The 23,585-nt window shown below is 68.2% G+C and carries 22 protein-coding genes and 1 tRNA gene; 6 read left to right on the plus strand and 17 right to left on the minus strand.

Annotated features, from left to right (window positions below; all coding sequences use genetic code 11):
• The 8 genes from NX068_RS19515 to NX068_RS19550 form a co-directional block, all read right to left on the minus strand.
• A partial coding sequence (locus NX068_RS19515) for an efflux RND transporter permease subunit (RefSeq protein ID WP_263462884.1) occupies positions 1-635 on the minus strand: 635 nt, incomplete at its 3' end.
• 12 nt (positions 636-647) lie between these two features.
• Entirely contained in the window at positions 648-1,805 is a 1,158-nt protein-coding gene (locus NX068_RS19520; protein WP_263462885.1) for an efflux RND transporter periplasmic adaptor subunit, read from the minus strand.
• A 74-nt stretch (positions 1,806-1,879) separates the two neighbouring features.
• Positions 1,880-3,379, minus strand: a complete 1,500-nt coding sequence (lnt, locus tag NX068_RS19525) for an apolipoprotein N-acyltransferase (RefSeq protein WP_263462886.1) — start codon at positions 3,377-3,379, stop codon at positions 1,880-1,882.
• Positions 3,379-4,236: a CorC family transporter gene (locus NX068_RS19530; RefSeq protein WP_263462887.1), complete on the minus strand. Its 858-nt coding sequence runs from the start codon at positions 4,234-4,236 to the stop codon at positions 3,379-3,381. The genes lnt and NX068_RS19530 overlap by 1 nt, the downstream gene beginning before the upstream one ends.
• 59 nt (positions 4,237-4,295) lie before the next feature.
• Positions 4,296-5,081, minus strand: a complete 786-nt coding sequence (gene ybeY, locus NX068_RS19535; protein ID WP_263462888.1) for an rRNA maturation RNase YbeY — start codon at positions 5,079-5,081, stop codon at positions 4,296-4,298.
• The gene (locus NX068_RS19540) at positions 5,050-6,075 is read right to left on the minus strand and encodes a PhoH family protein (RefSeq protein WP_263462889.1); all 1,026 of its coding nucleotides are present in this window, start codon (positions 6,073-6,075) and stop codon (positions 5,050-5,052) included. Before NX068_RS19540 ends, ybeY begins: the two co-directional genes overlap by 32 nt.
• Positions 6,076-7,428 carry a tRNA (N6-isopentenyl adenosine(37)-C2)-methylthiotransferase MiaB gene (miaB, locus tag NX068_RS19545; RefSeq protein WP_263462890.1) on the minus strand — a complete coding sequence of 451 codons (1,353 nt, stop codon included), beginning with the start codon at positions 7,426-7,428 and terminating at the stop codon, positions 6,076-6,078.
• 35 nt (positions 7,429-7,463) lie between these two features.
• Positions 7,464-7,790 carry a hypothetical protein gene (locus tag NX068_RS19550; RefSeq protein WP_263462891.1) on the minus strand — a complete coding sequence of 109 codons (327 nt, stop codon included), beginning with the start codon at positions 7,788-7,790 and terminating at the stop codon, positions 7,464-7,466.
• 215 nt (positions 7,791-8,005) lie between these two features.
• Between NX068_RS19550 and NX068_RS19555 the strand changes: the two genes are divergently transcribed.
• A tRNA-Met gene (locus tag NX068_RS19555) sits at positions 8,006-8,082 on the plus strand.
• Between the two features lie 133 nt (positions 8,083-8,215).
• Here NX068_RS19555 and NX068_RS19560 read toward each other — a convergent pair.
• The 3 genes from NX068_RS19560 to NX068_RS19570 form a co-directional block, all read right to left on the minus strand.
• On the minus strand, positions 8,216-9,055 hold the full coding sequence (locus NX068_RS19560; protein WP_263462892.1) for an SAM-dependent methyltransferase: 840 nt from the start codon (positions 9,053-9,055) through the stop codon (positions 8,216-8,218).
• A complete protein-coding gene (locus NX068_RS19565; RefSeq protein ID WP_263462893.1) occupies positions 9,052-10,440 on the minus strand; it encodes an APC family permease in 1,389 nt (462 codons plus the stop codon). The genes NX068_RS19560 and NX068_RS19565 overlap by 4 nt, the downstream gene beginning before the upstream one ends.
• A 174-nt stretch (positions 10,441-10,614) precedes the next feature.
• Complete coding sequence (locus NX068_RS19570) at positions 10,615-11,607, minus strand: bile acid:sodium symporter family protein (protein ID WP_263462894.1); 993 nt, start codon at positions 11,605-11,607, stop codon at positions 10,615-10,617.
• A gap of 136 nt (positions 11,608-11,743) precedes the next feature.
• On the opposite strand from NX068_RS19570, the gene NX068_RS19575 reads away from it, so the two are divergent.
• Positions 11,744-12,532, plus strand: coding sequence for an AraC family transcriptional regulator (locus tag NX068_RS19575; RefSeq protein WP_263462895.1), 789 nt, complete (start codon positions 11,744-11,746; stop codon positions 12,530-12,532).
• An 83-nt stretch (positions 12,533-12,615) separates the two neighbouring features.
• Here the strand turns inward: NX068_RS19575 and NX068_RS19580 are convergent, their stop codons facing one another.
• Both NX068_RS19580 and NX068_RS19585 read right to left on the minus strand, forming a co-directional pair.
• Positions 12,616-13,281: a PEP-CTERM sorting domain-containing protein gene (locus NX068_RS19580; RefSeq protein ID WP_263462896.1), complete on the minus strand. Its 666-nt coding sequence runs from the start codon at positions 13,279-13,281 to the stop codon at positions 12,616-12,618.
• A gap of 126 nt (positions 13,282-13,407) precedes the next feature.
• On the minus strand, positions 13,408-14,334 hold the full coding sequence (locus NX068_RS19585; protein WP_263462897.1) for a class I SAM-dependent methyltransferase: 927 nt from the start codon (positions 14,332-14,334) through the stop codon (positions 13,408-13,410).
• A gap of 189 nt (positions 14,335-14,523) precedes the next feature.
• Between NX068_RS19585 and NX068_RS19590 the strand changes: the two genes are divergently transcribed.
• Both NX068_RS19590 and NX068_RS19595 read left to right on the plus strand, forming a co-directional pair.
• Positions 14,524-15,645 carry an AI-2E family transporter gene (locus tag NX068_RS19590; protein WP_263462898.1) on the plus strand — a complete coding sequence of 374 codons (1,122 nt, stop codon included), beginning with the start codon at positions 14,524-14,526 and terminating at the stop codon, positions 15,643-15,645.
• 59 nt (positions 15,646-15,704) lie between these two features.
• Positions 15,705-16,187, plus strand: coding sequence for a YbaK/EbsC family protein (locus tag NX068_RS19595; protein WP_263462899.1), 483 nt, complete (start codon positions 15,705-15,707; stop codon positions 16,185-16,187).
• Between the two features lie 120 nt (positions 16,188-16,307).
• On the opposite strand, the gene NX068_RS19600 is transcribed toward NX068_RS19595, so the two are convergent.
• Complete coding sequence (locus NX068_RS19600) at positions 16,308-17,123, minus strand: enoyl-CoA hydratase/isomerase family protein (RefSeq protein ID WP_263462900.1); 816 nt, start codon at positions 17,121-17,123, stop codon at positions 16,308-16,310.
• A gap of 134 nt (positions 17,124-17,257) precedes the next feature.
• Here NX068_RS19600 and NX068_RS19605 point away from each other — a divergent pair, with 134 nt between their 5' ends.
• Positions 17,258-18,127 carry a class I SAM-dependent methyltransferase gene (locus tag NX068_RS19605; RefSeq protein WP_263462901.1) on the plus strand — a complete coding sequence of 290 codons (870 nt, stop codon included), beginning with the start codon at positions 17,258-17,260 and terminating at the stop codon, positions 18,125-18,127.
• A gap of 74 nt (positions 18,128-18,201) precedes the next feature.
• Here the strand turns inward: NX068_RS19605 and NX068_RS19610 are convergent, their stop codons facing one another.
• A complete protein-coding gene (locus NX068_RS19610) occupies positions 18,202-19,164 on the minus strand; it encodes a D-2-hydroxyacid dehydrogenase (RefSeq protein ID WP_263462902.1) in 963 nt (320 codons plus the stop codon).
• 98 nt (positions 19,165-19,262) lie between these two features.
• Positions 19,263-22,307, minus strand: coding sequence for an ATP-binding protein (locus tag NX068_RS19615; RefSeq protein ID WP_263462903.1), 3,045 nt, complete (start codon positions 22,305-22,307; stop codon positions 19,263-19,265).
• Positions 22,308-22,474: 167 nt separating this feature from the next.
• Here NX068_RS19615 and pdxH point away from each other — a divergent pair, with 167 nt between their 5' ends.
• On the plus strand, positions 22,475-23,122 hold the full coding sequence (gene pdxH, locus NX068_RS19620; protein WP_263462904.1) for a pyridoxamine 5'-phosphate oxidase: 648 nt from the start codon (positions 22,475-22,477) through the stop codon (positions 23,120-23,122).
• 43 nt (positions 23,123-23,165) lie between these two features.
• Here pdxH and NX068_RS19625 read toward each other — a convergent pair whose 3' ends face one another.
• A complete protein-coding gene (locus tag NX068_RS19625) occupies positions 23,166-23,579 on the minus strand; it encodes a DUF6691 family protein (RefSeq protein WP_263462905.1) in 414 nt (137 codons plus the stop codon).
• Positions 23,580-23,585 lie beyond the last annotated feature (6 nt).

A 23,585-nucleotide genomic window follows, 5' to 3' on the forward strand; every position in this document is an offset into this window, starting at 1 on the left:
CCCCCCCCCCCCCCCCCCCCCCCCCCCCCCCCCCCCCCCCCCCCCCCCCCCCCCCCCCCCCCCCCCCCCCCCCGCCCGCCCCCCCCCCCCCCCCCCCCCCCGCCGACACGGTTGACCGCACCGACGCCGCGCACCGCCAGCAGCTTGCGCGACACCTCGTGGTCGACGAACCACGACAGCGCCTCGTCGTCCATGCGCGGCGAGCGGATGGTGAAGGCCAGCACCGGCGTGCCGGCGAGATCGACCTTGTTCACCACCGGGTCGCGCAGGTCGCCCGGCAGGTCGGCGCGCACGCTGGCGACCGCCGAACGCACGTCGTCCACCGCCTCCTGCACCGGCTTTTCCAGGCGGAACTCGGCGGTGATCAGCACGCTGCCGTCCTGCACCTTGGTGTAGATGTGCTTGAGCCCGGACTGGGTCGCGATCGAATCCTCGATCTTGCGCGCAACGTCGTTCTCCAGTTGCGACGGCGTCGCCCCCGGCAGCACCGCCGACACCGTCACCGACGGCAGGTCGATGTCGGGGAAGTTCTGGATCTTCATCGCGCCGAAGGACAGCAGGCCGGCAAAGCTGAGCAGCACGAACAGCATCGCCGCCGGAATCGGGTTGCGGATGGACCACGCCGAAACGTTCATCGCCCGCGATCCTCAGCGCGCCGCCGGGGTGGTGGCCGCCGCCGCACCGGCTGGCGGAGCGCCGGCAGAGTCGGCCACGCGCACCAGATCACCATCGTTCAGGAAGCCCGCGCCGGCCACCACCACCCTCGCCTCGTCCGCCAGGCCATCGAGGATCTCGACCCGGTCGCCGGCGCGCCGGCCGGTGCTTACCTTCAACTGTGCGACGCGGCTGTCCTCGCCGACGCTGAACACGTAGCTGAAGGCCTCGCGCACCACCACGGCCTGCTGCGGCACGGTCAGCGCCTCGGCCTGGCCCAGCTCGAACTCGCCGCGCGCGAACATGCCCGCCTTCGCCAGCCCGGCCTCGGCGCCACGTGTCGGCAGATCGACATAGACGAGGCCGAAGCGCGTCTGCGCATCGACCGTCGGCGCCACCATGCGCAGCTTGCCGTGCAGCCGGCTGCCGTCGGCCAGCGTCAGCGCCACGGTCTGGCCGGCACGGACGCGGCCGATCTCGGCCTCGGTCAGCCGCGCGCGCCATTCCAGCCTGCTCTTGCGCACCATGCGGAACAGTTCGGTGCCATTGCCCACCACCGCGCCCACGGTCGCGCTGCGGGCCGAGATCACACCGTCGTCCGGCGCCAGCACACGGGTGTGGCGCAGGTTCAGCTCGCGCGCCGCCAGCGTCGCGCGCGCCGAAGCAATACGGGCAGTGGAAGTCTTTTCGGCAGTCAGGAACTGCATCACCTGCTGTTCGCTCATCGCACCGCTGTCGCGCAGCGCACGCGCGCGTCCGGCATTGGCGGCGGCCTCCGCCGCACCGGCTTCCGCTTCGAGCAGCACCGCGCGCGCCTGTTCAGCTTCGGCACGCGGCATCTCGTCGTCGAACACCGCCAGCACCTGGCCGGCACGCACCACGTCGCCCACGTCCGCCCGCACTTCGAGCAGGCGCTGCCCGCCGATCGCCGCACCGACGCTGGCTTCCTGCCAGGCGGCGACGTCGCCGTTGGCCACCAGCCGCTGCGGTAGTTGCATGCGCTCGGGCCGGGCCACGCTCACCGTCAGCGCCGGACGTGGCGCGGACACCTGGTCGCCGGCATCGGCAGCCGAAACGCCGGACAGCGGCACGGCCAGCATCGCGGCCAGTGCGGCCACGGACAGGGCGATACGGATGGATTTGTCGTTCATCTGGATGGCGGCGCGCCGGCGCCGGCGAGGAATGTCATGTGCAGACCGGGATTATGACATCAGCCGCAGCTCCATCACCTGCGCAAGGATCCGGCACGCCGCAACATTGCGAGCACCAGCAGCAGCACGCCGGCGAGCAGCGCCGGAGCGTTGCCGAAACGGACGTAAGGCGTCGTGCCCTCGTAGCCCTGCACGCTGACGCGCAGCACACCGCGCTCGAACGCGGGCAGCACATCCGTCACGCGGCCATCGGGCTGCACCAGCGCGGTCATGCCGGTGTTGGTCGAGCGCAGCATGGGGCGGCCGGTTTCCAGCGCGCGCGCGCGGGCGATCTGCAGATGCTGGGGCTGGGCGAAGGAGTCGCCGTACCAGGCGAGGTTGGAGATGTTGAGCATCAGCGTCGCCTGCGGCAGCGTGCGGATGATCTCGGCGCCGAACAGGTCTTCGTAGCAGATGTTGAGCGCGATGCGCTGCCCGCCGAGCGCCATCGGCGGCTGGTCGGACGCGCCGCGGGTCTGGTCGGACATCGGGATGCTGGCCAGACGGTAGAACCAGCCGAACAGCGGTGGCGAGTATTCGCCGAAAGGCACCAGATGCTGCTTGGCGTAGTGCTGCACCGGCGCACTGCCGATGCTGAGCGCGGCGTTGTAGATGCGTCCGGCCTCGTCGCGGCGGAAGGCACCGAGCACCAGGTCGCCGCCCGCACCGGCGGCGAAGCCGGCCAGCGCTTCCAGATAGCCTTCGGGCAGCAGATCGAGCAGGGTCGGCAGCGTGGTTTCGGGCAGCACCAGGATGGCGGGCGGATCCGGGCGGGTGAACTCGTCGCGCACCAGGGCGAAATTGTCGCGCAGCACGTCGGTGAAGCGTTCGGCATCCCATTTCAGGCTCTGGTCGAAATTGGTCTGCGCCAGCGCGATGTCCACAGGCTGGCCGGCAGCCGTGGTCCAGGCCTGGCCACGCAAGCCTGCGCCGGCTGCCAGCAGGACCACCACCACGGCCAGGGCACCGAGCCGCTGCCGCCGGGCCGTCTTCCGCCAATCGGTCAGCGCCGCCAGCGCGGACAGGAAAGCCAGCAGTCCGCCAACGCCGTAGATGCCGAGCACCGGCAGCCAGCCCGCCAGCGGGCTGGGCGGCGTCTGCGAATAAGCAACGGCCAGCCACGGGAAACCAGTCAGGGCTACGCCGCGCAGCCATTCGGCGAGCAGCCAGAGCGCACCGAACACGGCCGCGGCGGAAAGTACTCCCGGGCCGCGCAGCCGCACGAACAGCGCTCCTGCCAGCGCCGGGTACAGCGCGAGATAGGCGCAGAACAGTGCAATCGCCAGCCCGGCCAGCGGCGCCGGCATGCCGCCATAGCGCTCGAGCGCGACATACAGCCAGGACACGCCGGCGATGAAAGCGCCCCAGCCCCAGGCGAAGCCGATCAGGAAGCCGTCGCGCGTCCGCCCGGCGCGTGCCAGCAGGCCCGCCAGCACGGCAAGGCTGGCGAACATCAGCGGAAACCAGCCGAACGGCTCGAACGCCAGCACGCTGGCCGCGCCCGCCAGCAGGGCGAATACCAGGCGAGTCCGCATCAGGCGTCCGTCGCTCCGGCTTCTGGCGACGACGAAGGCGGCGGCAACACTTCGACTAGCACCGAGTGCAGCCGCCGGGTGTCGGCGCGCAGCACCTGGAAGCGCAGCCCAGCCAGTTCGACGGTGTCGCCGCGCTGCGGCAGGCGGCCGAAGCGGCGCATCAGCAGGCCGCCGACGGTCTCGTATTCGTCGTCGCAGAACGCCGTCGAGAACGCCTTGTTGAAGTCCTCGATGGCGGTGGTGGCCTTGACGCGGTAGCGGCCGTTGTAGGCCAGGCGGATGTTGTCGCCGCTGTCGTCGAGATCGTGCTCGTCCTCGATCTCGCCGACGATCTGTTCCAGCACGTCCTCGATGGTCACCAGGCCGGCGACGCCGCCGTATTCATCGACGACGATCGCCATGTGGTTGTGGCTGGCGCGGAATTCGCGCAGCAGCACGTTGAGGCGCTTGGATTCGGGAATGAAGACCGCCGGCCGCAGCAGGCCGGGCAGGTCGAACTCGCGTCCGGCGAAATGGCGCAGCAGGTCCTTGGCCAGCAGGATGCCGACGATGTCGTCCTTGCCGCCGCCGATCACCGGAAAGCGCGAATGCCCGGTATCGACGACGAAGCCGGCGATCTCTTCGACCGGGCTGTCGAGGCACACGCAATCCATCTGCGCGCGCGGCACCATGACGTCGTGGGCCTGCATGTCGGCAACCTGCAGCGCGCCTTCAATGATCGACAAGGCGTCGGCGTCGAGCAGGTCGCGCTCGAAAGCGGCTTGCAGCAGGGCGAAGAGGTCGTCGCGGTCTTCCGGCTCACGCGACAGCAGCGCGGCGACGCGCTCGATGAATGAAGGTTTTCCAGGACTATCCATGTCGGTGGATGGCGGTTCCGCGGGCGGCGCCTGCCGACCCGCCATCGCCCGGCATGCAGTCAGGCATAGGGATCGGCGTAGCCGAGGCCACCGAGGATATCCGTCTCGAGTTTTTCCATTTCCAGGGCATCGACCTCGATCTCGTGGTCGTGGCCCTGAAGGTGCAACATACCATGCACCACCAGATGGGCGAAATGCGCTTCCAGCGTCTTGCCCTGCTCGGCTGCCTCGCGCACCACCACCGGCACGCACAGCACCAGGTCGCCGGTCAGCGGCCCATCGCCACCCGCGCACGCAGCGGGCATCGCCTCACCTTCACCATAGACGAAGGTGAGCACGTTGGTGGCGTAGTCCTTGCCGCGGAAACCGCGGTTCAGTTCGCGCCCTTCGGCCTCGCCCACCAGCCGCACGGTGACTTCGGCATCGCGCAGCAGGGCGGCCTGCGCCCAGCGGCGGATGGCGTGCTTCTTGGGTGCGTTGGCCTTGTCGACGCCTTCGACCGCCTTCTGCACGGCCAGCTTCAACACCGGCGGACTGTCGCCTTGCGGCAGATCGATCGGCTCGGCTTCCTCGACCGGCAGCAGGTCGTGCTGCAGATCCACCCGCAGCGTCAGCACGTTGCAGGCCGCGGGCTGCAGCGACAGCAGCGGCACGACATCCTCGCCGGCGCAGTCGGCTTCGATCTCCAGATCGCCCCAGGGCTCCCCGGGCAGGCTCAGCAGCAGGCGGCGGCCGTCGCCCAGCTCGATCTCCAGGCGCTCGGCCTTGATCCGCGTCGTCCTGCCGTCGGCATCGACCGCAAGAATCCTGCTCCTACCCATTTTTTCGTTCGCCGCTTTCGGCATCCTTGTCTTCCTCGTCCTTGGCTTGGGCACCGGCCGCCGCCTTCGCGCGCTCCAGGCGGGCGGCCTCATTGTCGTAAGCTTCGACGATGCGTGCGACAAGCGGATGACGGACGACATCTTCCTTGCGGAATTCGGTGAAAGCGATGCCGCGCACGCCGGCCAGCACCTGCTGGGCCTCCTTCAGGCCGCTGCGCTGGCCGCGCACCAGGTCGACCTGGGTGAGGTCGCCGGTGACCACCGCCTTGGCACCGAAACCGATGCGGGTGAGGAACATCTTCATCTGCTCGGGCGTGGTGTTCTGCGCCTCGTCGAGGATGATGAAGGCGTTGTTGAGCGTGCGCCCGCGCATGAAGGCCAGCGGCGCGATCTCGATCAGGCTGCGCTCGAACAGCTTGCCGACGCGCTCGAAGCCCATCAGGTCGTAGAGTGCGTCGTACAGCGGCCGCAGGTAGGGATCGACTTTCTGCGCCAGGTCGCCGGGCAGGAAACCCAGGCGCTCGCCGGCCTCGACCGCCGGGCGGGTCAACACGATGCGTTCGACCAGTTCGCGCTCGAAGGCATCGACCGCGCAGGCCACCGCCAGATAGGTCTTGCCGGTGCCGGCAGGGCCGATGCCGAAGGTGATGTCGTGCTCCTGGATATTGCGCAGGTACTCCACCTGGCGCGGCGTACGGCCGTGCAGTTCGTTGCGGCGGGTCATCAGCACCGGCGAAGCCGCGGTGGCTTCGCCGCGGTTGGCGATCTCGACCAGGCCGAGCTGGACTTCGTCGAAGGACAGATCGTTTTCGGTCCGCTCGTAGAAATGCTTCAGCGCCATCTCGCCGCGCAGCACCTGGGCCGGATGGCCGTTCAGCGTGAACTGCTCGCCGCGGCGGGCGATGGTGATGTCGAAGGAGTTCTCGATCTGGCGCAGGTTCTCGTCGAGCGCGCCACAAAGCTTGGCGAGCCGGGCGTTGTCCGCCGGCTCGAAGAAGACATCCAGGGTTTTCGCCATTCAGGATTCCCGGGTGATGATCTCGCCGCGCAGGCTGTGCGGCAGGGCGGCGGTGATGCGCACGTCGATGAACTGGTCGATCAGGCGGCCGCGGTTCAGCGAAGGCGCGGCGAAGTTGACCACGCGGTTGTTGTCGGTGCGGCCCATCAGCTCCTCGTCGGCGTTCTTGCGCGCCGCGCCTTCGACCAGGATGCGCTGCACGCTGCCGACCATGGCCTGGCTGTTGGTCTGGTACTGCTCGTCGATGCGCTTCTGCAGCCGCGCCAGCCAGGCGAGCTTGGTCTCCTGCGGCACCGTGTCTTCGAGATCGGCCGCCGGCGTGCCGGGGCGGGCGCTGTAGACGAAGCTGAAGGAACCGTCGAAGCCGATGTCGTCGATCAGCTTCATGGTCTTGTCGAAGTCCGCCTCGGTTTCGCCCGGAAAGCCGACGATGAAATCCGAGGTCAGCGACAGGTCCGGCCGCGCCGCGCGCAGCTTGCGCACCACCGACTTGAACTCCAGCACCGAATAGCCGCGCTTCATCGCCGCCAGCACCCGATCCGACCCGGACTGCACCGGCAGATGCAGTTGCGACACCAACTTGGGGATGGTGGCGTAGCAGTCGATCAGGCGCTGCGTCATCTCGCGCGGGTGCGAGGTGGTATAGCGGATGCGCTCGATGCCGGGCATTTCCGCCACGCATTCGAGCAGGAAGGCGAAGTCGCCCTCCTCGCCCGCTTCGCGCACCAGTTCGCCGCGCCAGGCATTGACGTTCTGGCCGAGCAGGGTCACTTCCTTGACGCCCTGCGCGGTCAGGCCGGCGATCTCGGTCAGGATGTCGTCGAGCGGGCGCGACACTTCCTCGCCGCGGGTATAGGGCACGACACAGAAGGTGCAGTACTTGGAACAGCCTTCCATGATCGACACGAAGGCGCTGGCGCCTTCGACCCGCGCCGGCGGCATGGCGTCGAACTTCTCGATCTCGGGGAAGGAAATATCGACCTGCGAGCGGCCGGTGCGGCGGCGCGCCTCGATCAGCTTCGGCAGCCGGTGCAGGGTCTGCGGGCCGAACACCACGTCCACGTAAGGCGCGCGCTTGACGATGGCCTCGCCTTCCTGGCTCGCCACACAGCCGCCCACGCCGATGATCAGGTCGGGCCGTGTCTGCTTCAGCAGCCGCACACGGCCGAGATCGTGGAACACCCGCTCCTGCGCCTTCTCGCGCACCGAGCAGGTGTTGAACAGGATCACATCCGCTTCTTCGGGGTTGTCGGTCTTGACCAGCTCTTCGCCGGCCGCGAGCACGTCCGCCATCTTGTCGGAGTCGTACTCGTTCATCTGGCACCCGAAGGTGCGGATGTAGAGTTTCTTCATCGAGGAAATTCAGTCACGGCGTCACTGCGATGACGCTAGCGCTTGGGGTCGGGAACGGCAGCTTCTTCGGGCGTGAGGATCCACACCCGATGCACTTGCCCATGCTTGTCGAACTTGACGCGCACCTTGTATTCGCCCCGGATGTGCGAAGGCAGCACGATGCGGTTGTAGGTGTTGCGGATCTGCGCGCCCGGGCTCAGCGCGGCCGGCTGGTCGTCGACCAGCACGGTGCCCGCGGAGGCGAAGGTCATCGTGGTCTTGCGGGCATCTTCCGGAAACGCCCGCGATGGCGCGGCGTGCGCCGCCGAACCGGGCGCCCCAGCCAGCGACAGCAGCAGAAGTGAGAAGGGAATCTTGCGCAAAACGTCAGCCGGCAATGACCGGCAGGCTACGTGAACAAGCTTGGGATTTTCACCCATGGAGAGCGCCATGTCAACGCAAAACCCTTTATAAATCAACCGCTACGCAGAAAGAAAAGGTACGGCGGCACGACACGGCCGCTATCGCGGCCCACGATCGCGCAGACTACGCCTATTGACGCCCTCCCGCTCGACCCGCTATATTTGCGCGCTCTGTTGGTGATGTAGCTCAGACGGTTAGAGCGACGGATTCATAACCCGTAGGTCGGCGGTTCGATTCCGCCCATCACCACCAAATTTCAGCGCCCAGCCTTTTCCGGCTGGGCGTTTTCATTTCGGGACTGCTCTCGCACAAGCGGTCGACGATGATCAGCCCGGGCTGGCACGGCCCGAGATCCACCAGGCGCAGCATTGCCGCTGACGATGCCTTACTGCACCCTGTGGCGGATCGTCGCCTCCCAGGGCCGCAATCCGTTGACCATCCCTCGCATCCGGTCGCCGTCGACCTCCCCGATGTACAAATCGTTTCCTATATAGAACCGGACTTGCGCACCGGCAAGGCGCCCATTGCTGAGCGGACGCGCCGAAGTGCCATCGTGCAACACGCCGTCGAAGGTCTGGAAGTTCTGGGTCAGTTCGAGCCGCCTGCCACCGATCTCCCAGGTTCCGGCGACCTTGGCCGGAACGGTCCACTTCAGCGCGTAGCAATACGATTCGCAACCTTCGGTCACCTGATCCGTCTCGTCCGGCAGCCAGTCCCCCATGTCGAAGGAGTTGGCGACGATTCTGGTGCCCGGCGGCATGTCCAGCAGGATCGGACGCAGCTTCACGTTCAGGGTCGGCAGCAGAAACAGCGTGACGACCGTAGCCTCCGAGAAGTCGGACTGGAAGATGTCCGCCTGCTCGAAAGTGGCCCGCGCTGCGACGCCTTCCGCCTCCGCCTGCCGCCTGGCCAGCGCCACCAGGTCGGGGTTGAATTCGATTCCCCGGGCCGTCGCGCCGCGTTTGGCGGCAGTGATCACCATCCTGCCATCGCCGGAGCCCAGATCGACCAGGCGGTCCTGCGGCGTGAGCTGCGCCATGTCCAGCATGCGGTTCACCAGCGCCTGCGACGTGGGGAGCCAGACCACGTCCTTGCCGGCTTGCCCTAGCTTCGGAGCGTAAGCTTTCGCTGCTGGCCGAGTGCCGCTCTCCGCCCGGACGGCCGTACCGCCGAATGCCACGGTGGAAGCCACGGCGGCGATGAGGAATCCACGCAGTACTTTCATCGTCGTTCTCCTATGGGGGCTCGTTCGACATCGGTCGCCGCTGCATCGCCGGAAAGCCCGGAAGCTTCTTCCCGGCGCTGGAACAGCAGGATCGGCAGCCCCGCGGCCAGGACCATCAGGCCGATCAGCGCTGCGAAGCCGGTATAGGCAATGCTGGCGTGGAGCATGTACAGACAGGTCAGGCAGAAGAGCAAAGGCGTCAGCGGATAGAGCGGTACGCGGTACGGCAGCCGCCTGCCGGGTTCGCGCCGGCGCAGGACGAACAGCGCCACGCCGACCAGGAAGAGGAAGCCCCAGAAAACGGGCGCGGTGTAGTCGACCATCGCCTTGAAGCCGTCGCGTGTCACCGCGCCCATGGCGATCAAGGCGAGGGACAGCGCAGCCTGCGCGATCTGGGCATTGGCGGGCGTCGTCCCCCGCCCGCGCCAGACGCCGATCCATCGCAGCACCGTCAAGTCGCGCCCCATGACATAGAAGACGCGGGAGCCGGTGAAGATGGTGGCGTTCAGCGTGGAAATGGCGGCCACCACGATGGCGAGGCTAACGATCATCTCGCCCGTCGGCCCCGCAACCACGCGCATCATGTCGGCGGCAACCGCATCGGATGTTCTCAGCCCGTCGAGTCCCAGGACGGACAGCAGCGCCAGATTGGTCAGCGTATACAGCGCCGCCAGGATCAGGGACCCCAGCACCAGCACCCTGGCGACGTTGCGCCTGGCGTCCCTGAGCTCCCCGGTGAGATAAGCGGCTTCGTTCCAGCCGCCGTAGGTCAGCAGCACGAAGATCATCGCCATCCCCAGTGCGGCCGTTTCCGGCTCCACGGCCACGGCGGTCATGTCCGGGGCCTCCCCGGTGCCGAGCAGGCCGAAGAGGATGATGGCCGCGACTGCGCCGATCTCCAGAAACGTGACCAGCACCTGAAGCCGTTTGCCCTGCATCGTGCCGAGCACATTCACACCGGTGAAAACGACCACCGCCAGCGCCGCATACAACGCAGGCCCGTACTCGCCCAAGGGCAGGATCTGAGCCAGGTAATCGCCGAGCACGAAGGCCACGCCCGCGATCGCGCCGGTCTGAATGACCGTGCATCTCGCCCAGCCGAACAGCATCGCGACCGGACGGCCATAGGCGCGCGAAAGGAAGTGATACTCCCCGCCCGCATGCGGATGCGCGGCAGCGAGCTCCGCATAGCACAGCGCGCCGACCAGAATGATCAGGCCGCCTGCGAGCCAGACGGCGATGAACATCCATTCGCTGCTGACGCTGGCGGCGACGATGGATGGCGCCCTGAAGATGCCGACGCCCACCACCAGCCCGACCATGATCGTGACGGCATCGAAGACCGACAATACGGCCTGTGGTTTGGAGAAACCTCTATCGACCATGCTTGCCCTTGCTGCCTGATGACAATCCCATCCGCGCAGCAGGCCGACCGGGCGCGTCCCGACCGGTACCATTCGAGAGCTGGATGCAAAGCCGAGCGCCGAAGGCGATTGCTGCGCGTCGGCGACATCATCGCCCAGCCGGCAGGCATCTGCGCGGCCAGCAATATTTTCTATTCAAGTATTACAAATAGCCTTGACCTCGCCCTCATTGCGCTCCGCATAGCGCCGAGCCATCACCGCGCACACCATCAACTGGATCTGGTGGAACACCATCAGCGGCAGGATCGCCAGGCCCACGGTCGAACTGGCGAACAGAACCTGGGCCATCGGCACGCCGGTCGCCATGCTCTTCTTCGAGCCGCAGAAGACGATCGTGATCTCATCCTCGGTATTGAAGCCGAGTCGGCGGGCAAGCCAGGTGGTGGCGGCGAGGATCAGTACGAGCAGCACGATGCAGCACGCCGTCAGCAGCGCCAGCGCCGGAACCGGGACGGTGCGCCACAGCCCTTCCAGCACCGCCGCGCCGAAAGCGGTATACACCACCAGCAGGATCGAACCCTGATCGACGTAGCGCAGCCAGCGCTGCTGCTGCGCCACCCAGGCGCCGATCCACGGCCGCAGCGCATGCCCGGCGACGAAAGGCAGCAGCAGTTGGACGCCGATCTTCAGGATCGACTCGCCCAGCGGCATGCCGGCGCCGGTGCTGCCGAGCACCAGGCCGGCCAGCAGCGGCGTGACCACGATGCCCACCAGGCTCGATGCCGATGCCGCGCACACAGCGGCCGGCACGTTGCCGCGTGCGATCGAGGTGAAGGCGATCGCCGACTGCACCGTGCCCGGCAGCAGGCACAGATAGAGCATGCCGAGCCACAGCGCGTCGCCCAGCAGCGGCTTCATCAGCGGCTGCAGCGCCAGGCCGAGCAGCGGGAAGAGCGCGAAGGTACATAGGAAGACCAGCAGGTGCAGGCGCCAGTGCATCGCGCCGTCGATGATCGCGCGGCGCGACAGGCGCGCGCCGTGCAGGAAGAACAGCAGCGCGATTCCGGCGTGCGTCAGGCCGTCGAAGAAAGCCACGTACCGGCCCTGCGGCGGCAGGATCGTGGCGAACGCGACGACGACGATCAGAATGAGGGTAAAGCGATCGAACAGCAGTTGCAGGAATTTCATTTTTTGTTCGGCAGGGTGGTGGGGTCGGGAGAGCAGCAGGCCCGGGATCGGACACACGGCATGCTTGCGTGCAAGCCTAACGGCTGGCGATACTGCCGACTAACGCCAATCGAACGATCAATGTCGCTGACCGGACATGCCGCCCTGCCCTCCGGAAGATCTCGCTACACTCACCCGCCTGCCGCGGCCGATCTATGGCCATGCCGAATCGCTGACCAACCGCGCGCTCGGCTACCCCCACGCCCATCCGTGGATCCAGTTCGCCCATGCCACGGTCGGCGTGCTCGACGTGCGCACCGACGCGGGCCGCTTCATCGCGCCGCCGCAGCGTGCCGTGTGGATTCCCGCCGGGGTCGTGCATCAGGTGCGCGGCTCGGAGGACACCGTGATCCGCAGCCTCTACATCGAGCCCTCTGCCCTGCCCGACTCGCAAGGCGGCTGCCGCGTGCTCGCGGTCAGCCCGCTGCTGCGCGAACTTGTTCGCGCCTTCGGTGAATTGCCGGCCGAATACGAAGAAGACGGCCCTGGCGGGCGGCTCGCGGCCGTCCTGCTCGATCAGGTCGCAGGCGCTCCCGCGCTCGGCCTGATGCTGCCGCTGCCGCAGGAGCCACGCCTGCGCCGAATATGCGAAGCCTTCGAGGCGGAACCCGACTCACGCGACGGGCTGGCCGTCTGGGCACGGCGTCTGGGCTGCTCGGAGCGCACGCTGGCAAGGCTGTTCCGCACCCACACCGGCCTGAGCTTCCGCCGCTGGCGACAACGCCTGCGCCTGATCAGCGCCTTGCCGATGCTGGAGGCAGGCGAGCGGGTCACCGACGTCGCCATTGCCTGCGGCTACGATTCGGTGTCGGCCTTCATCGCCAGCTTCCGCGAGCATTTCGGCGCGACGCCGGGGGAGTTCGCAGGCGCACGCACGATCGCCTGAAATCTCCGCTCACAGCGCCGAGAAGGGATTCCGCACCGCAACGGAACGAGGCGCAAGCGTTCCTGGCCCCCCTCCTGCGACCATCAACGGAAGGACGCTCCGGCACGCCTCCGCATCACACCCAGCCCGAGCAAGCCCGTCGCAAGGCAAGCGAGCGTGCCCGGTTCAGGTACGCTGCCGACCTGGACCGCCCGCGCGACGAGGGTGAAGCTGAACGTACCGGGGACAGCATCGTCCTCCGCATAGTCGGTGCCGGTCATCGACAGCGTCGTACCGTCGAAAGTGCCATCATAGCTGCCGAGGGGTCCCTGCGACGAGCAGGCTCCCGTCGACGGGAACCACGAGCAGGGATCTTCGCTCGCCGCAAAATCCAGCCCCGTCAGGACGGCGAAGTAGCCAGGAAAGGCAAACCCGAGCGCCGACGCGCCACCACTGTCGATGGCGGATGAATCGAAGCGGATCTGCTCCCGTTCGTAGCCATCGGGCGGAAAGAAGGATGTGGTCACGAAGACGGTTTCCTGCTGCAGGTCGAAGCTGCCGGAGAGCGCGAAAGTCTGCGGTGGCGGCACGGAGCCGCAGTTGCCGTCCGGATCGCACAGCAGGAAGCCGCCCGGCGAATAGGTGACCGAACTCTGGCCGGCATCGATCTGCAGCACGACTGCATGCGCGGCAGCGGGCATCGTCCCGAGCGCAAAAAGGGCAAATGCCGAAACGACGGCGGTTTGGGAGACTTTGTTTACGAGGTTCATGTCCGGGGGCTCACTCACGAAGGGTCGATCTGGCGACGCCGGCAACACCGCGACGGCGGCAACCTGCGCGACGGCAGATGATGCAAATTTCATTCCCGGAGACCCGGTACGGCATATGTCTTTGTATTACTTGGCCCTCGACACTTCCACCCGCCTCGGCCCCGTGCACCGGTGTAAAGAAAGCCGACACGCCCCGAACCTGCATGCATTCACGCAATGGCTCGATGTCCCTCCCCATGACGCAAGGCTGCCGGGAAATCGACGATGATGTACGACCCTGGCATCCGGAAGGCTTACAAGCTTGATCGGCCAGCGAATGTCCCGACGCCGCGCTGGATCTCCCCACAGCGCGGCAAGATCGGCGGCGAACGTGCCCAGCAGCTTCTCGTGCCCGGCCTCGCGTGCCTTGCGGACGGCGGACCAGGTCGAGATGTAGCCGAGCAGTTCTTCCAGCTTCCAGGCTGCGCGGATCTCCATCGCTGGCGCGGCCTGTTCGTCGACAGGGAAAGGCAGATCCGCGTACCCGCCGTCGACCAGCTTGCGCTCGGCCGGCCAGAACGGGCCGATTTCATCCGCGTAGAAGTGCCCGAAACGCACGTTCAGTTCCTCGTCCAGGCACGGCACACCGTAGCTGATCAGCGCCAGGACGGCTCCCGGGGCAGCGATCCGGCGCACTTCGGCATAAAAGCGCGGCAGATCGAACCAGTGCGCTGCCTGCGCCACGGTGATCAGGCTCGCGCTGTGGTCGGCGACCGGCAGGCGCTCGGCGGGCGCGCAGGCATATTCGACCCGCGGATGCGGTGCGGCATGGGCGAGCTGCGCCGCGCTGGGGTCGAGGCCCAGCACCTTGCCGAAATGCTCGCCGAGCAGGCCGGTCAGCTGCCCGCTACCGCAGCCGACATCGACCGCCAGTTGCCGGCCCGGAACGAGGCCTGCCAGAAAGCACGCGAGTTCCGGCGGGTAGGTCGGCCTGAAGCGCGCATAAGCTTCGCCCCCCTGCGCAAACCAGTTCCTGGAATGCCTGCCCGAATCCATCGGCGCACCCACCATCATCGTTCTCCCGTCGTCTCTGCCGATACCCTTCGCCTTCCCCCGGCGGCGCGGATGCGGGTACCGCGGGAAGCATGTAATGTCGCAATTGTCTCCGCATCATCCGACACCTCGTCCGGAGACGGCAAGGACGACGGCCAGCGCTGCACGCGCCGGTCGCCTCTTCACGATCGAGCTTTTCATGGAACCCAGATGATCGACCAGGTCGCCGAGAAAATCGTCCGCCGCATCATCCTCGGCCTGCTGCTCGGCGGGCTGCTGGTGCTCGGCTATGCGGTACTGCAGCCCTTCATCGTGCCGGTCGCCTGGGCGGTCATCATCGCCTACGCGACCTGGCCGCTCCACCGCCGGCTGCAGCGGCGCATGCCGCGCCATCCGGGCCTGGCCGCGCTGTTGATGAGCCTGCTGCTGAGCACCGCGGTGGTGCTGCCGGTATTGTGGCTGGCCAGCCTGCTACGCAACGAACTCGGGCTGGCGATCGCCGCCATCACCGCCGAAATCCGCCACGGCACGCTGGCCCTGCCCGACTTCGTCCTCAATCTGCCGTGGATCGGCGACAGTCTCCAGCAGATGCTCGACGAGCTGACGCACGATCCCGAAGCTTTCCGCACCCAGTTGACCGACTGGGTGCGCCAGGGCGCCGACAAGGCCGTGGCGCTGATCGGCGACGTCGGCCGCAACGCGGCCAAGCTCGGCTTCGCGCTGATCACCGTGTTCTTCCTCTATCGCGACGGCGAACGCCTGTTGCAGCAGGTGCATCAGGTGCTGCAGCGCTTCCTCGGCGCGCGGGTGGACGACTACCTCGCGGCCGTGGGTTCGATGACCAAGGCCGTGGTCTGGGGGCTGGTCGCCACCGCGCTGGCGCAGGGCTTGGTCGCCGGCCTGGGCTACTGGTGGGCAGGGGTGTCGGCGCCGGTGCTGCTCGGCGCGGTCACCGCGCTGATCGCCATGATTCCCTTCGGCACGCCGGTCGCCTGGGGTTCGATCGGCGCCTGGCTGCTGATCAGCGGCGACACCGTGGCCGGCATCGGCCTGCTGCTGTGGGGCGCGCTGGTGGTGAGCTGGGTCGACAACCTGGTGCGCCCGCTGGTGATCAGCAACGCCACCCGCATTCCCTTCGTGCTGGTGATGTTCGGCGTGCTCGGCGGCCTCGCCGCCTTCGGCCTCGTCGGCCTGTTCCTCGGGCCGGTGGTGCTGGCGGTGCTGATGGCCGTGTGGCGCGAATGGATCGAGGATTCCGACCTGGGCAATCGAGAACGCCGGCCGGACGCGCAAAAGCAGGATGCGGCTCACGCCGATCGGCCAGGCGGCTGAAAGGCGTGGCGTTTCGCCTTATTCTTGCACGCTTTCGCCAATCACTCCCTGCGCATTACATGAAGCCCGCCCAGCACCCCACAGCCCTCCGCACCCAGCAATACCTCGCCGATGCCGGCGTGACGACGCAGGTCGTCGAATTCGAGCAGCCCACCCGCAGTAGCGCCGAAGCCGCCGCGGCCATCGGCTGCAGCGTGGCCGAGATCGCCAAGTCGGTGGTGTTCCGCGGCAAGGAAAGCGGCCAGGCGGTCGTCGTCGTCGCCAGCGGCGACAACCGTGTCAGCGAAGCCAAGGTCGCGGCCCTGGTCGGCGAGAAGATCGGCCGCGCCGACGCCGATTTCGTGCGCGAAGCGACCGGCTACGCCATCGGCGGCGTCTCGCCGGTCGGCCATGCCCGGCCGGTGAAGCTGCTGCTCGACACGGAGCTGCAGCGCTTCACCCGGCTGTGGGCCGCCGCCGGCACGCCTTTCTCGGTGTTCCCGCTGAGTCCGGCGCAACTGCAGGCACTGACCGCGGCCGAATGGAGCGACATCAGGCAGTGAGCAGACTGTGGCGCGTCCCCGGCCTTGGCCGCGGGCAGCCATGAAACGATGTCTCGGGGCCGAAATTCGAAGCCATCCGTGCCGGGCGCAAACCCACCCGGCAGGTGCGGCTGAACATCCTCAGCCGGGTGCCCGGCCAAAGTTCGCCGGCCGCCGCTCGCAGAAGGCGCGCACACCCTCGGCGAAGTCCGGCGTCGCCGACATCGCCAGGAAGCTCGCCTTCTCGGCATCGAGCGCCGTCGCCAGGTCGGTGTCGAGCCCTTCGCGCAGCAGACGCTTGATGCCGGCCTGGGCCGCAGCCGGCCCTTCGGCCAGCCGGCGCGCCAGCGCCAGCCCGGCCTCGGCCAGTTGCGCCACCGGCACCACCTCGGCCGCCAGGCCGATCTCCTTCGCCTGTGCCGCATCGACCTGAGGATTCAGCAGCGCGATCGCCAGCGCGCGCTGCAGACCGACGCGGCGCGGCAGATGCCAGCTCGCGCCACCGTCCGGCGTGGTGCCGATGGCGCTGTAGGCCAGCACGAAGCGTGCGTCCTCGGCCGCCACCAGCAGATCGCAGGCCATGGCCAGCGACATGCCGAAGCCTGCCGCGGAGCCGCCCACCAGCCCCACCACCGGGCAGGGCAGCTGGGTCAGAAGGGTGACGGTCTCATGCACGGCATCGATCAGTTGGCCGATCTCGTCGGCGCAGGCCGCCTGCGACTGCTCGAGCAAGCTATCGAAGCGGCGGACGTCGCCGCCGACCATGAAATGAGCGCTGCTGCTGCGCAGCACGGCCACCCGCGGCGGCTCGGCAGCCAGCGCCCGCGCCGCATCACGCAGCGCACGCCCCATCAGCAGATCCAGGCTGTTGCGCGAGGCCGGGCGATCGAGGGTGATGAAGGCAATGCTTCCTTCGCGCTCGAGACGGACGGTACTGGCTTGCTCGTGTTCAGACATCGGCGGCATCTCCTCGGTAGATTGCATCGATCTGATTGCGGGCCCCATTTATAACCCATACCCCGCGGTACCACCGCCATCGTCGGGGGCATAATCCCTTCCCATCCACCGTCTCGACCGCCCCCAGTCCGCCCATGACCGTCCAACACCCCGAAATCCGCCCGGAACAGTCGATCGAACTGCTCAAGCAGCTCCACATCCTGACCCGCGACGGCAAGCTGAACCAGGACAGCCGGCGCAAGCTCAAGCAGGTCTATCACCTGTACCAGTTCATCGAGCCGCTGCTGGCCGAGGCGCTGACCGAACGGCCCGACATCCAGCTCGTCGACCACGGCGCGGGCAAGTCCTATCTCGGCTTCATCCTGTACGACCTGTTCTTCAAGCAGCACGCGCCGGCCGGCCGCATCCACGGCATCGAGACGCGCGACGAACTGGTCATGAGCTCGCGCCGGCTGGCCGACAAGCTGGGCTTTTCCGGCGGCATGCGCTTCCACAACCTGAGCGTGGCCGAATCGATCGGCTCGGAGCGCCTGCCCGGCCGGATCGACATCGTCACCGCGCTGCACGCCTGCAATACCGCCACCGACGACGCGATCCGCTTCGCGCTGGAGAAGCAGGCCCGCTTCATCGTGCTGGTGCCCTGCTGCCAGGCCGAAGTCGCCGCCGCGCTGCGCAAGAACAAGCAGCAGGCGCTGCAGAACCCGCTTGCAGAACTCTGGCGCCACCCCATCCACACGCGCGAGTTCGGCAGCCACGCCACCAACGTGCTGCGCTGCCTGCAGCTCGAATCGCACGGCTACCAGCTCAGCGTCACCGAACTGGTGGGCTGGGAGCACTCGATGAAGAACGAGCTCATCATCGCCAGCTACAGGAACCTGCCGCGCCGCCGGGCCGCCGAACGCCTGCGGGAGATGCTGCAGACGCTGGGGCTGGAGGAGCTGGAAGGACGCTTCTTTGCCGGCGACACGGCCGCCGGCCACGGCTCCCCCGACGACGAGCACTGAAAGCCCGTAGCCGCATCCGCCGTCGAGGAGCAGCCTTCGGCAGCCCCGGCGCCGGGCTGAAACGCGGCAGGCGCTCAGACTGCCTGCACCAAGTTGCTCGGCTTGCCGGCGACGAAGTTCTCGATGTTGTCGATCAACTGATCGGCCAGCGTCTGCTGCGACTCGTCCGATGCCCAGGCCACGTGCGGGGTCAGGATCACGTTGGGACGGCCGGCGATCTGCATCATCGGGCTGTCGGCCGCCGGCGGTTCGCCGTCGGCGACATCGAAGCCCGCGCCGCTGATCAGGCCTTCGTCCAGCGCCTGCACCAGCGCATGCTCGTCCACCAGGCCGCCGCGCGCGGTGTTGATCAGCAGCGGCTTGCGCTGCATCGCGCGGAATTCCGCCAGCCCGATCATGCCGCGCGTCGCCGGCGTCAGCGGGCAGTGCAAAGTGATGATGTCGCTGCTCGCCAGCACTTCTTCCCACGGCGTGTACAGCCTGCCCCAACCCGCCTTGCCCTTGCGGGCGGCGAACAGCGGCTGCATGCCGAAGGCGCGCGCGATGCCGGCGACACGCTGGCCCAGGTCGCCTTCGCCGATGATGCCCAGGCGGGCGCCGTTGAGGTCGCGGATCGGATGGTTGAAGAAGCAGAACTGGCCGGACTTCTGCCATTCCCCCGCGAGCACGTCGTCGCGATAGGCCACGAGGTTACGCCGCAGCGCCAGCAGCAGCGCGAAAGTGTGCTCGGGCACCGAATTCACCGAGTAGCCGCGGATGTTGGCCACCGCGATGCCGAGGCGCTGGCAGGCGGCCTTGTCGACCTGGTCGGTGCCGGTCGCCGCCACCGCGACCATGCGCAGCGAAGGCAGTTGCTCGAGCACCTCACCGGGCAGCGGCACCTTGTTGGTGATCGCGATCGTCGCCCCGTTCAGGCGCTCGACCAGTTCGGCGGGCGCCGTGCGCGCATGTTCCACGTAGTCGTGGGCGAAGCCGGGGCTGCGCACGCGGATCTGCGGTGCCAGCGTGTCGCGGTCGAGAAAGACAATCTTTTCCATGGTCGGCTCCTGCTGGGAAGAAAGTGGGTCGGGGGCGGCCATTATCCGCGAGTCGCCCCGCGGTTGCGTACCGGCCGGCGTTCCGGCAGCCGCCGGGTTCAGCGCCAGGGCGCACTGGCCTCGATCAGCGCCGCGATGCGTTCGCCCAGCGCCGCCAGCCGTGCATCGAGGTCGGGCTCGCCCTGCTCGATCGCCTTCTCCAGCACACCCGCTTCCTCCATCAGCTCCATCGCGCAGATGAAGCCGGCGTTGCTGCGCAGCGTGTGCATGCGCCGGGCAGCGGCTTCGCGCTCGCCTGCGGCCAGTTCCCGGCGCGCCCGTTCGGCGGCGTCGGCATTGTCCTCGATGAAGAGCTCGAGCAGGCCGACGAACATCGATCGGTCGCGCCCCAAGCGCTGCGCAGCGCGCTCGCGGTCGATGCCGGGAATGGCGGGGAAGGCTTCCGCGGCCACATCCGCCTCCTCTCCCGCCTCCGCCGGCAGGCACATGCCGGTGGGCAGACAAGCCGAACCCGTTGGGACCGGGCCCGTCCGCGCTGCTTTCGAGCCGATCCAGCGCGCCAGCAATGCCGCCATCTCATCCAGATCCATCGGCTTGGCCAGGACGTCGTCGGCGCCGGCGTCGAGTGCCGCAGCCCGCTGGGCATCGTTGACGCCGGCAGTGAAGGCGATCAGCGGCAGAGCGGCAAGGCCCGGTTCGCACCGGATCGCGCGCATGGCGCTGAGGCCGTCCATCACCGGCATCTGCACGTCCATCAGCACCGCGTCGAAGCCGTCGGGCCGGGCTTTCAGCAACTGCAGCGCCTGCTGGCCGTCGGCCGCCAGCGTGGCAGCGGCGCCTTCCAGCGCCAGCGCACGTTCGGCCAGGTCGCGGTTCATCGCGCTGTCGTCCACAACCAGCACCTGTGCGCCCTGCAGCCGCGGCCCGGCGGGCGCCGCCGGCCTCGCCGCGGCGGATGCCGGCGCTTCGCCTTCGGCCGCCCGCTGCAACGGCAGCTCGAACCAGAAGGTGCTGCCGATACCGGGCTGGCTATCGACGCCGATCGTGCCACCCATCAGTTCGACAAGGCGCTTGCAGATCGACAGCCCCAGGCCGGTGCCGCCGAAACGCCGCCCGATGCCGGCGTCGGCCTGGCTGAAGGGCGTGAACAGCCGCCCGATCGCCTCGGGCGCGATGCCGATGCCGGTGTCGCGCACTTCGAAACGCAGGCGCAACCGTTCCGCATCCGTTTCGAGCACGCCCGCCTTCAGCGCGACTTCGCCGCGCCCGGTGAACTTGATCGCGTTGCCGACCAGGTTGAACAGCACCTGCTCCAACCGCAGGCCATCGCCCCGCAGCAGGCCGGGCGGCGGCGCAGGCATCTGCACCCGCAGCGCCAGCCCCTTGCGGTGCGCTTCCGGGCTCATCAGGCTGTCCAGGTTCGCCAGCAGCACGGCCAGATCGAAGGTGTGCGGCTCGATGCGCAACTGGCCGGCCTCGATCTTCGACAGATCGAGCACATCGTTGAGGATGGCAAGCAGCGACTGGCCGGCGCTGCGGATCCGCTCCACCATGTCGCGCTGATCGCCCGACAGCGGCTCGCGCGTCAGCACCTGGGCGAGGCCGAGCACCGCGTTCATCGGCGTGCGGATCTCGTGGCTCATGTGGGCGAGGAACTCGCTCTTGGCGGCATTCGCCGCCGCCGCTTCGTCCGCCAACTGGCGGTGGCGGGCTTCGCTGACGCGCAGCCGCTCTTCCATTTCCTTGCGCGCGGTGATGTCCTCGACCATGCCGAGATGGCGCGGCGCCTGCTCGTTCTCGACCTGAACCGGGGCAAAGCTCAGGCTCACCCATACCACCGAAGCGTCGGGACGCAGGTAGCGCTTGATCAGGCTGTAGCCGGTAATCTCGCCGGCACCCAGCCGGGCGAGCTGGGCGGTGCTCGGCTCGATGTCGTCGGGGTGGGTGAAGGCGAGCGGGCTCAGACCGGCCAGCTCCGCCGCGCTGCGGCCGACGATGTCGGCAAAGCGCTGGTTCGCTTCGGTGATGCGGCCGCTCCGCGAATCGAGCAGCATCACGCCCAGCGGCGCCTGCTCGAAGACCACCCGGAAACGCGCCTCGGCGGCGCGCTGCGCATGCAGCGCGGCCAGTTCCTGCCGCTGCAGGTCGCGCCGCCACAGCAGGTAGCCGGCCGAATACACCAGCAGCAGGCCCAGCGCCGTCGCCAGCGCCGTCGCCCAGCTCATGGTGCGGATGCCGGCATAGGCTTCGCGCTCGTCGATCTCGGCCAGCATCAGCCAGGGCGTGCCGCCGACCGCTGCGGCATAGGCCAGCACCGGCACCCCGCGATAATCGCGCCCGCCGGCGAGGATGCCGGATTCCCCCTGTGCCGCCCGCACCGCCGGCACCGTGGTGTCGTCCAGCGGCAGCGTCAGCACCAGCGCCGTGCCCTCCTGGTGGCGCAGCGGCGTCAGGAAACGCACGCCGGCGCCGTCCCGGCGCACCAGATAGGTTTCCGCCGACAGGGTCGGCACCGGCCAAGCTTCGACCATCGGGAACAGCGTCTCGTCGGCGCGCCAGGTCAGGTAGGCGACGCCGCGCGGCGTCGTGCCGGGCCGGCCGACCGGTGCCAGCACGCCGTAGCGCGCCTCGCCCTGTGCACTGAGGTAGAGATCGACCAGCACCACGCGCGGCGCGCGCAGCACCTCAGCGATGGCTTCGGCATGCGCCCCGCCATCGGCATCGCCGACGGCGAAAGCCTGCTCGCCATCGGCATCGATCAGCGCGACGCCGGCCCAGCCGCGCGCGCCGATCGCTTCCCGCATCAGCTCCTGCATGCGCGCCAGCGCCTCGCCGTCCTGGCGCCCACCGTCCAGCCAGCGGCCGAACAGGGTTTCGAGCTGCGAATGTCCGGAGAAGTAAAGCTCGGCATCGACCTGCGCCTTGTGCAGCCAGTCTTCGATATGCTGGCGCTTCTGCTCGGCGACGACGGCCAGCGTGCGGTGCGTCTCGCGCCGGATCTCGTCGCCCAGATAGCGGTAGCCGACGGCACCGATGGCACCGATCAGCACGGACAGCGCGAGCAGCGGCAGCACGAAGCGCAGCCACTGGCGGCGCGCGCGGCCGGCGGCTGCGGGCGAAGGGGCGGCGATGGCATGAGTCATGTCGGCGGATGCCGCCCGGCCTGCGTGACCGGGCGGCGCCTGTTTGGTCTGAAGAGAGGCGATTATCCAGCATTCGGGCGGTGGCACGCCCGCTCCGGCGTACAATCCCGCCCTTCCGGCGGCCCCTCTGGCCGGCCCGGCTTCATTCACGAGCTCGGAGATCGGGCATGAGCAGTCGAATCCCCCTGTCGGACCTGCGCAAGAATTACGAGCAGGGCGCATTGGACGAGCACGAATCGGCCAGCGAACCCTTGCGGCAATTCGAGGGCTGGCTGTCGGAAGCCCTCGCCCGCGGCGTACCCGAACCCAATGCAATGACCGTCGCCACCGTGGGCGAAAACGGCCGCCCATCGACGCGCATCGTGCTGATCAAGGACTACGACGCGCACGGCATCGTCTGGTACACCAACTACCGCAGCCGCAAGGGCCGCGAGCTGGAGGCCCACCCCTTTGCCGCGCTGCAGTTCCATTGGGTGGAGATGGAGCGCGTGGTGCGCATCGAAGGCCGGGTGGAAAAGGTCTCGGACGAGGAATCCGACCGCTATTTCGCCAGCCGGCCACTCGGCAGCCGGATCGGCGCCTGGGCCTCGCCGCAGAGCGAGGTCATCGACGGGCGCGGCGCGATCGTGGCGCGCGCGGCCGACTATGGGCTCAAGTTCGGTCTCCATCCGCCCCGCCCGCCGCACTGGGGCGGCTACCGCCTGGTGCCCGACTACTGGGAATTCTGGCAGGGCCGCGCATCGCGCCTGCACGACCGCATCGCCTACCGCCTGCAGGACGACGGCAGCTGGCAGCGGCAGCGGCTGGCGCCCTGAAGCCCGCCTTGGCACCCATTGCCCGCCACCGGGCGGGTGCCGATCAGTTCCGGCGCTGAAGCAGCGAGAACAGCGCCATGCCGGCGAACATCGCCAGCACGAAGACCACGCCCTTGGGCGCGCCCGTGCCCAGCAAGGTCAGCGCCGGCCCCGGGCAGATGCCGGCCAGCCCCCAGCCGATGCCGAACAGCGCACTGCCGATCACCAGCGGACGGTCGATGGCGCGACTGGCGGGAATCTGCATCGGTTCGCCGAGCAGCGAAACCTTGCGCCTGCGCGCCACGGCGAAGCCCGCCATGCCCACCGCCACCGCAGCGCCCATCACCAGCGCCAGCGACGGATCCCAGGCGCCGGCCAGATCGAGGAAACCCAGCACCTTGGCCGGGTTGCTCATGCCGGCGACGATCAGGCCGATGCCGAACAGCAGGCCGACGAGGAAAGCGACGATCGTTTTCATCACCAC

The organism is Thauera carbonicopians (assembly GCF_025699485.1).
Lineage (GTDB): Bacteria > Pseudomonadota > Gammaproteobacteria > Burkholderiales > Rhodocyclaceae > Thauera.